Below are 8,328 nucleotides of genomic sequence, written 5' to 3'. Positions count from 1 at the left end.
CCCGGGCGATCGCCACGCGCTGCGCCTGGCCGCCCGAGAGCGACCGCGGTCGCCGATCAGCCAAGTCGCCCATTCCGACGCGGTGCAGCCAGTCAACCGCCACGCGGTCCGCGTCCGCGAGCCCGAGGCTGCGTGGGCCGAAGGCGACGTTGTCAAGGACGCTCAGGTGCGGGAACAGCCGCGGCTCCTGGGCGAGCAGGGCGACCGACCGCCGGTGCGGCGGGACCCACGTCCGCTCCCCGGAAAGCACGCGCTCACCCACCCGCACCTCGGTCCGCGCCGGCCGCAGCAGACCGGCGATCGCGCCCAGCAGGGTGGACTTGCCCGCCCCGTTGGGACCGAGCACCGCCAGCACCTCCCCCGCGGCGAGGTCGACGGACACGTCGACACCGCGGCCGGGGTCGACGACCCGGGCGCTGAGCGTCACCACGGCGACCTCCCCGGCCGGTGGACCAGCGCGATCACGACGACCGCGACGGCGATCAGCAGGAAGGCGAGCGCCACCGCGACATCCGGGTCGACCTCGCGCTGCAGGTAGATCTCGGTCGGCAGCGCACGGGTGACACCCTGCAGGCTCCCGGCGAACGTCACCGTCGCCCCGAACTCGCCCAGCGCACGGGCGAAGCACAGCACCGTCCCCGCCACGAGTCCCGGTCCGACCATCGGCAGGGTGACCCGACGCAGCACGCGCCCCGGGGCGGCCCCCAGGGTCGCGGCCACGTCCGCGTATCCCGCGTCGGCGGCGCGCAGCGAACCCTCGAGGCTGATCACGAGGAACGGCAGGGACACGAAGCTCTGCGCCAGCACGACCGCGATGGTCGTGAAGGCGATCTCGACGCCGACGGCCTCGAGGTGCTCACCGAGCAGGCCGCGACGCCCGAACGTCGCCAGCAGGGCGATACCGCCCACGACGGGCGGCAGGACCAGCGGCACGAGGACCACCGCGCGCACCGCCGAGGCCCACCGCGCGCGGGACCGCGCCAGCACCAGCGCGAGCGGCACCCCCAGCACGAGGCACAGCACCGTGCTGGCGGCCGCCGTGCGCAGGCTCAGCCACAGGGCCGCACGCGACGCGTCGGTCGTCACCAGCGAGACGAAGTCGGTCCAGTCGACCCGCGCGACCAGGCCGAGGATCGGCAGCGCAACGAGACCGAGGCCGACGACGGCCGGGATCGCGACCCACCGCGGCACGTCCGCGCGTGTGCTCATGGGGTCCCGAATCCTGCAGCCGCCAGCGCCTCGCGTCCGGCGCTGCCCTTCACGAAGTCGATGAACTCGCCGGCCAGTGCGGACTGCTCGGCGTCGCGCAGCGCCACGATCGGGTAGCGGTTGACGACCGTCGAGGCATCGGGGACCTCCACGCCCGTGACCGCGTCCCCCGCTCCCTCCACATCCGTCACGTAGACGAGGCCCGCGTCGGCCTCGCCGCTGGCGACCTTGCCCAGCACGTCGGCGACCGACTGCTCCTCGCTCCTCGGTGAGACCTCGACGCCGGCCTCGCCCAGCAGGATCGTCGTCGCGGACCCGCACGGCACCTGGGGCGCGCAGAGGACGACCTTCACGTCGGGATCAGCCAGGTCGGCGAGCGACTCGACCCGCGCCGGGTTTCCCGGCGGGGTGACGATCTGCAGCGTGTTCGTGGCGAACACGACCGGGTCACCCTGCGCCGCGTCGGCCTCGGTGACGGTGCCCATCGTCCGTTCGTCAGCGGCCGCGAACACGTCGGCCGGCGCCCCCTCGAGGATCTGGGCGGCCAGGTCGGACGAGCCGCCGAACGACAGCGTGACCTCGACTCCTTCGTGCTGCTGCTCGAACTGCTCGGCGAGGTCGGTGAACGTGCTCGTGAGCGAGGCGGCCGCGAAGACGGTGAGCCGGCGACCGTCCTCATCGCTCCCGGACGAGCATCCAGCCAGTGCGAGGGCCAACGCCAGGGACGCGGCCCCCAGGGAGCGCCTCACGAGTCCGTCCCGGGCGTCTCGAGCACGACGTTCGTGGCCTTCACGACCGCGACGGCCACGACTCCCGGCTCGAGGCCGAGCTCGCGGACCGACTCCGTGCTGATCAGGGAGACGATCCGGTGCGGCCCGGCCTGCATCTCGACCTGGGACATGACGCGGTCGCTGGTCACCTCGGTCACGATCCCGACGAACCGGTTGCGGGCGGACCGCGACACGCCGGTCGGGTCGGCGACCGACCGACCCTCGATCCGCACGTACTCGGCCAGGCTTCGACCGTCGACCGCGGTACGACCCGACGCGTCGGGTCCCGCGGCGAGCCGTCCCGACGCGACGAGGCGTCGTACGGTGTCGGTACTGACACCGAGGAAGTCGGCCGCGTCAGAGATTCGCACTTGCGCCATGAACAGCATGGTATCGACGCACCTGCGTCACCAAACAGGAGGGCTGATGGGCAGATCCGTCAACGAGCATGCCGAAGCGGTCGCCGCGGCGATCCACCGCGCCCACGAACGGCGTGCGGCGGATGCGTCCGTCCCCCGGTCCGTGGCACCGGGCCTCTCGGGGAGACTGGCCCGTCCAGCGCTGTCGAGCCGTGACATTCCCGGATTCGACAACAGCCAGATGGACGGGTTCGCGGTCCACTCGGCCGATCTCGTGACCGCAGGCGCCGACCCGGTCGCGCTTCCCACGGTGGCGCACATCGTCGCGGGCGGTGGCACTCCGCCGCCGCTGCGACCAGGCACGGTGGCGCCGATCATGACCGGCGCTCCGATTCCGGACGGCGCCGATGCCGTGGTTCCCGTCGAGCGAACGCGACCAGGGGGCTTCGGGCCGGTCGACGGGGGCGAGTCGATCGAGTTCCGTCAGCCGGTCCCGCCGGGGACCTTCATCCGCGAGCTCGGCTCCGACATCCGCGCGGGCGAGCCCCTGCTCGATGCCGGGGCACCCCTGAACGCCGCGGCCGTCGGCGCACTGTTCGCGGCGGGTGTCGAGACCGTGGACGTGGTGGCCCCGCTGCGAGTCGCGATCGTGGGCACCGGCACCGAGCTGGTCACCGGCGACGTCCCCGACTCGAACTCGCAAGCCCTGCTGGCGCACGCTCTCGAACTGGGCCTGCCGGCCACGGGCCATGTCGTGGCCGACGATCCGGAGGCGCTCCGCCGGGAGCTCTCCGCGCTGGCTGCGGAGCACGACGTCGTCATCACGACGGGAGGGGTCAGTGCCGGCACCCGCGAGGTCGTCCGCCAGGTTCTCTCCGGGACGCCCGGCGCCTGGTTCGACCACGTCGACGTCCAACCCGGTGGACCGCAGGGCCTGGCCTGCGTGCACAGCGAAGGACGCGAGGTCCCGGTCGTGTGCCTGCCCGGCAACCCGGTCAGCGTCATGGTGTCCTTCGAGCTCTTCCTGAGGCGGCCGCTCGCCCGGGCCGCCGGTCGGATCCCGTCGCGTCCGGCGGGCACCGCAGCGCTGGCCGAGCCGCTCGAGTCTCCCGCGGGTCGCCTGCAGGTGCGCCGCGGGCGGTTCGACGACGCAGGGCGGATCCGTCTCGTCGGCGAGGCTGGATCGCACCTGGTCGCGTCCTACGCCCGGGCCGAGCTGCTGGTGTTCATCCCCGAACAGGTCACCGCGCTCTCCCCCGGCGATAGCGTGGAGTGGTGGACGATCGCATGACCGGCCAGACCGGTGACCAGGACCTCTCGCACTACCGCTCGGACGGGAGCGCCCACATGGTCGACGTGACGGCGAAGTCGCCGACGCGCCGGCGTGCGACCGCCTCGGGGCGACTGCGCACGCGGGCCGACGTCGTCGAGCGGATCATGTCCGGCGACCTGCCCAAGGGCGAGGCGCTCGCAACGGCCCGGATCGCGGGCATCCTCGCGGCGAAGCAGACCCCGACTTTGGTCCCGCTGTGCCATCCCCTGCCACTGAGCTCGATCACGGTGGACTTCCGCGCGCTCGAGGACGCGGTCGCCATCGAGGCCACCGTCTCGACCACCGCGCCGACCGGGGTGGAGATGGAGGCGCTGACGGCCGTGAGCGTGGCGGCCCTGACCCTGTTCGACATGGTGAAGGCGGTCGACGCCACCGCCGTCATCGACGCCGTCCGCGTCGAGGCGAAGTCCGGCGGCACCCACGACTGGAGTCGCGATGACTGAGCCGGCAGCACCACGTCGGCTCGGGGTCGTCGTCTCGTCGACCCGCGCGGCCCAGGGTCGCCGTGAGGACCTGACCGGACCGCGGATCGCCGAGTGGGGCCGAGACCACGGCTTCGACGTCTCAGGACCGCACGTGGTGAGCGACGGTCCCGAGGTCGGCGTGATCCTGCGCCGCCTGGTCGACGGCGGCTGCGCGCTGGTCATCACGACCGGGGGCACGGGGTTCACCGAGGACGACCACACTCCCGAGCAGACCTCCGCCCTGATCGACCGGCCCGCCCCCGGCATCGCGGAGGCGATCCGGGCCAAGGGACTCTCGTCGACTCCGCACGCCGCCCTGTCCCGGGGTGTCGCCGGCGTCAGCGGGCAGACGCTGCTGGTGAACCTCGCGGGATCCACCGGGGCCGTGCGCGAGGGCTTGGAGGTCCTGGCCGGGATCGTCGACCACGCCCTCGAGCAGCTGGGTCACCCGACGTATCCGGAGCGCCCGTTGCACACCTGAGCCGTCAGGCGACGCGGCGCACGAGCAGCAGCCCGTCGCGCAGGACGACCTCGGACCCGTCGGGTGCGAAGGCCTGACGGTCGCGCAGCTCGCAGGTCTCGACCTGCCACCCTTCCTCGGGCAGCGCGAGCGACGCCAGATCGTCCTCGGGCTTGGGGAACTCCATCGTCCGGCGCCGGTCGTCCTCGTGGTCGTGCGTCCACGGCGGCGGCTCCGCATGGGCGACGACCAGCAGGTGCCCGCCCTGGGTGACCCGTTCGGCCGCCGCGCGCAGGATCCGCTCGCGGTCGAGCGCCACGGGCGAGTGCAGGAACGAGGCCGTGACGAGGTCGAACTGCTCGTCGGACGTCCACGTGTCGAGGTCGGCCGCCACCCAGGTGACCCGCCCGGTCAGGCCCGCGCGGTCCGCCGCGACCTCGGCCCGCGCCAGTGCGGTCGGCGAGACGTCGACGCCGGTCACCGTCCATCCACGCTCGGCGAGCCAGAGGGCGTCCCCGCCCTCGCCGGACCCCAGGTCGAGCGCCGTGCCCGCCTCGAGTCCTTCGGCGACCTCGGCCAGCGCCGCGTTCACGCGTCCCGACCAGACACCGTCACGCGTGCCGTACTTGGTCTCCCAGTACTCGAACACCTCGCCCGTCACGTCGCTCACGCGGTCAACCTACCTCGTCCTGCCCAGCGGCAGCCGGGGTCCGCCGGCGCCACCGGGACTCCTCCTGGACCACGACGCCGTGGCGCTCGAGCTCGCGCAGAGCACGATGGACCGCGACCGTCCCGAGGCGCAGGACCGCGGCGATCCGCTCGACCGGCTCGGGGTCCGCGCCGAGCCGGACCCAGACCCGCCGGGCGGCCGGCCCGACTGGAGGGGCGTCATCATCGACGAACCCGAACGTGTCCGCGAGGACGTCTCGTCCGCAGGTCACCAGCACCGCCTTGCCGTCGCGCACGGCCCGATGCGTGCCGCCGGACGCCTGCGACGTGACCGGACCGGGAACGACCATCGTCGTGCGACCGAGCTGGTCGGCCCAGTTCAGGGTGTTGAGCGATCCGCTGCGCTCGGCCGCCTCGACCACGACGACCCCCACGCTGAGCGCGGCGATGATCCGATTGCGCACGAGGAAGCGGTGCTTCTGCGGCTCGGAGCCCGGGGGGAACTCACTGATCACCAGCCCTTCCTCGGCGATCCGGCGCAGCAGGGCCGCGTGCGGCTTGGGGTAGTCGACGTCGACCCCGCACGCCATCACCGCCACAGTGGGTCCGCCACCCATCAGCGCACCGCGGTGGGCGCAGGCATCGATGCCGAACGCCGCGCCGCTGACGACGGCGTGACCCTGGTCGGCGCAGTCGGCGGCGATGTCACTCGCGCACTCGGCCCCATACGTCGTGTTGGTCCGAGCCCCGACCACGGCGACGGGCGCGGCGGCGATCGTCGTGAGGTCCCCTCCCCCACGCACCCACAACCCGAGCGGCGATCCAGCCATCTGGCCCACCCCGTCGAGATGGTCGAGGTCGTCGAGCGCCACGGGCCACGCCGGCGTCCCCGGCACGATCCAGCGAGCGCCCACGGACTCGGCCCGTCGCACCAACGCGTCGATGCTGCGCTCGGCGTCCGCCGCGCAGGCGTGCCAACGGTCGGGCACCTCGGCGCCACCGCGGACGACCGCGCGCCACAGCTCCTGCGGATCGCACCGCTCACGCCACGTGACGAGACGCGGGTCGCCCGCCTCGGCGACGAGGGACAGTGCCAGGAGCGCCCTGGCGCGCCGGGTCATCACCCCGCCTCCAGCAGCCGGACCACGTCGCCACCGATGGGACTGCCGCGACGCAGGTCGAGGGCGGTCTGGACGTCGTCGATCGTCGGGCGGTCGCGCTCGCACAGGTCGGCCACGCTCCACGCCAGGCGCAGCACGCGGTCGGCGGACCGTGGCGTGATCTTGTGTCCGCGGACCTGACGCTCGAGCAGGCGGGTCCCGGCCTCGTGCGCGGGCCACGCCTTGCGCAGCTCGACCCCCGGCACCGAGGCATTGACCCGCCAGGGCGTGCCCGCGAGACGAGCCCGCTGGCGGGCGCGGGCACCAGCGACCCTCGCCACCAGGTCCGTCATCGACGGCCGCGACTCGAGTCCCTCGGCCACGTCGCGCCGCGATGGCTCGACGAGGGTGCGGTGGATGTCGATGCGATCACGGATCGGCCCGGACAGCCGGTCGGCGTAGCGGCGACGCATCGGCGCCGAGCACTCACACCGCTGCATGACCGAGCCGGAGTGCCCGCACGGGCACGGGTTGGTGGCGAGGACCAGCTGGAACCGAGCCGGGAACGTCGCGGTCTGCATGGCTCGCGAGACGACGACCTGGCCGCTCTCGAGCGGCTGGCGCAACGCCTCGAGCACGTTGATCGCGAACTCGGGCGCCTCGTCGAGGAAGAGGACGCCGTGGTGGGCCAGCGACATCGCTCCCGGCCGGACGATCCGGCTGCCGCCGCCGACGACCGCGACCGCACTCGCGGTGTGGTGCGGTTCGAGGAACGGCGGCCGGACGAGCATCGGCAGGTCGGAGGGCAGCACGCCCGCGAGCGAGTGCAGGGCGCTGACCTCGAGGGAGTCCTGCGGATCGAGGTCGGGCAGGAGCGCCGGCAGGCGTTGGGCCAGCATCGTCTTTCCCACGCCCGGTGGGCCGGTCAGCAGCAGGTGGTGCCCGCCGCTGGCCGCGATGAGCGTGGCGAGGCTGGCGTCCTCCTGGCCCACCACGTCGGCCAGGTCCAGGTCCGACGGCCCCAGTGCCGTCCACCCGCTGTCCGCGCCCTCGTTCAACGGCGGCACCGGAGGGTCGTCGGGCTCCTCCTCGCCGCGCAGCATCGCGACGACCTGGCGCAGCGAGCGCACGCCCACCACGTCGACGGCGGGGACGAGCGCGGCCTCGGCGACGTTGGACTCGGGCACGAAGACCCGCTCGAAGCCGGCCTCGGACGCCGCGAGCGTGGCAGGCAGCACCCCGCGCACGGCGCGCAACCGCCCGTCGAGGGCGAGCTCGCCGAGGAACACCGACTTCGCCAGGAGGTCGGCAGGGACCACGGCCTTCGCGGCGAAGACCCCCAGCCCCATCGCGAGGTCGTAGTGCGAGCCGCTCTTGGGCAGGCTGGAGGGTGCCAGGCTGATCGTCACGCGGGTGTCCGGCCACGAGGTGCCGGAGTTCACCACGGCCGACCGCACCCGGTTGCGCGCCTCGCTCACGGTCGTGTCCGCCAGGCCGACGACGACGGTCGCCGACAGGCCGGACGCGATGTCGACCTCGACCTCGACCGGACGCCCGGCCAGGCCGTCCAGGGCGATCGAGTGGACGGCCGCCATCACGCCACTCCGGCGATGCGCTCGACGCGGGGACCGCCCGTACGAGGGACGAAAACCGTCACGACGTCGATCCGCACACCGGCCGGCGACACCTCGTTGACCTCGAGCCACGCGGCCAGTGCGCGCCGGAGTCGCTGCACCTTGAGCCCCGAGACCGCCTCGAGCGCCGTCCCGTGCGTCGCGCTGGTGCGGGTCTTGACCTCGCACACGACGAGCGTGTCCCCGTCGCGCGCCACGATGTCGATCTCGCCGAACCGGCAGGTCCAGTTGCGAGCCAGGATCGCCATCCCCAGCGACCGGAGGTGGTCGGCGGCCAGGCGTTCGCCGTAGTCGCCGATGGCTTGGTTGCGCGCGTAGGTCATGCCCCGA

The 8,328-nt window shown here is 73.4% G+C and carries 11 protein-coding genes; 3 read left to right on the top strand and 8 right to left on the bottom strand.

All coding sequences use genetic code 11. The features are described from left to right. The 4 genes from RT323_RS07110 to RT323_RS07095 form a co-directional block, all read right to left on the bottom strand. Positions 1 to 427, bottom strand: a 427-nt coding sequence (locus RT323_RS07110) for an ATP-binding cassette domain-containing protein (RefSeq protein ID WP_313406377.1), incomplete at its 3' end; no start/stop codon positions are given. Next, complete coding sequence (locus RT323_RS07105) at positions 424 to 1,209, bottom strand: ABC transporter permease (protein WP_313406374.1); 786 nt, start codon at positions 1,207 to 1,209, stop codon at positions 424 to 426. The genes RT323_RS07110 and RT323_RS07105, both read right to left, overlap by 4 nt. Next, positions 1,206 to 1,958: a molybdate ABC transporter substrate-binding protein gene (modA, locus tag RT323_RS07100; RefSeq protein WP_313406372.1), complete on the bottom strand. Its 753-nt coding sequence runs from the start codon at positions 1,956 to 1,958 to the stop codon at positions 1,206 to 1,208. Before modA ends, RT323_RS07105 begins: the two co-directional genes overlap by 4 nt. Further along, positions 1,955 to 2,359 carry a TOBE domain-containing protein gene (locus RT323_RS07095; RefSeq protein ID WP_313406370.1) on the bottom strand — a complete coding sequence of 135 codons (405 nt, stop codon included), beginning with the start codon at positions 2,357 to 2,359 and terminating at the stop codon, positions 1,955 to 1,957. The genes modA and RT323_RS07095 overlap by 4 nt, the downstream gene beginning before the upstream one ends. Positions 2,360 to 2,405: 46 nt before the next feature. On the opposite strand from RT323_RS07095, the gene glp reads away from it, so the two are divergent. Genes glp through RT323_RS07080 form a run of 3 tightly spaced genes read left to right on the top strand, consistent with a single transcriptional unit; the run spans position 2,406 to position 4,616 of the window. After that, positions 2,406 to 3,629, top strand: coding sequence for a gephyrin-like molybdotransferase Glp (gene glp / locus RT323_RS07090; RefSeq protein WP_313406367.1), 1,224 nt, complete (start codon positions 2,406 to 2,408; stop codon positions 3,627 to 3,629). Next, on the top strand, positions 3,614 to 4,114 hold the full coding sequence (gene moaC / locus RT323_RS07085) for a cyclic pyranopterin monophosphate synthase MoaC (protein WP_313406364.1): 501 nt from the start codon (positions 3,614 to 3,616) through the stop codon (positions 4,112 to 4,114). Before glp ends, moaC begins: the two co-directional genes overlap by 16 nt. Next, on the top strand, positions 4,107 to 4,616 hold the full coding sequence (locus tag RT323_RS07080; RefSeq protein ID WP_313406363.1) for a MogA/MoaB family molybdenum cofactor biosynthesis protein: 510 nt from the start codon (positions 4,107 to 4,109) through the stop codon (positions 4,614 to 4,616). Before moaC ends, RT323_RS07080 begins: the two co-directional genes overlap by 8 nt. 4 nt (positions 4,617 to 4,620) lie before the next feature. On the opposite strand, the gene RT323_RS07075 is transcribed toward RT323_RS07080, so the two are convergent. The 4 genes from RT323_RS07075 to RT323_RS07060 are packed head-to-tail and all read right to left on the bottom strand — an operon-like array spanning position 4,621 to position 8,321. Further along, positions 4,621 to 5,265: a class I SAM-dependent methyltransferase gene (locus RT323_RS07075; protein ID WP_313406360.1), complete on the bottom strand. Its 645-nt coding sequence runs from the start codon at positions 5,263 to 5,265 to the stop codon at positions 4,621 to 4,623. A 4-nt stretch (positions 5,266 to 5,269) separates the two neighbouring features. Next, entirely contained in the window at positions 5,270 to 6,385 is a 1,116-nt protein-coding gene (gene dprA, locus RT323_RS07070; RefSeq protein ID WP_313406357.1) for a DNA-processing protein DprA, read from the bottom strand. Further along, on the bottom strand, positions 6,385 to 7,959 hold the full coding sequence (locus tag RT323_RS07065; RefSeq protein WP_313406354.1) for a YifB family Mg chelatase-like AAA ATPase: 1,575 nt from the start codon (positions 7,957 to 7,959) through the stop codon (positions 6,385 to 6,387). Before RT323_RS07065 ends, dprA begins: the two co-directional genes overlap by 1 nt. Continuing rightward, on the bottom strand, positions 7,959 to 8,321 hold the full coding sequence (locus tag RT323_RS07060) for a YraN family protein (protein ID WP_313406351.1): 363 nt from the start codon (positions 8,319 to 8,321) through the stop codon (positions 7,959 to 7,961). Before RT323_RS07060 ends, RT323_RS07065 begins: the two co-directional genes overlap by 1 nt. Positions 8,322 to 8,328: the final 7 nt, after the last annotated feature.

The sequence above is a fragment of the Aeromicrobium sp. genome, from assembly GCF_032084975.1.
In the GTDB taxonomy this organism is placed as follows: Bacteria; Actinomycetota; Actinomycetes; order Propionibacteriales; family Nocardioidaceae; genus Aeromicrobium.
This window is presented reverse-complemented; position numbering and strand designations above follow the sequence as displayed.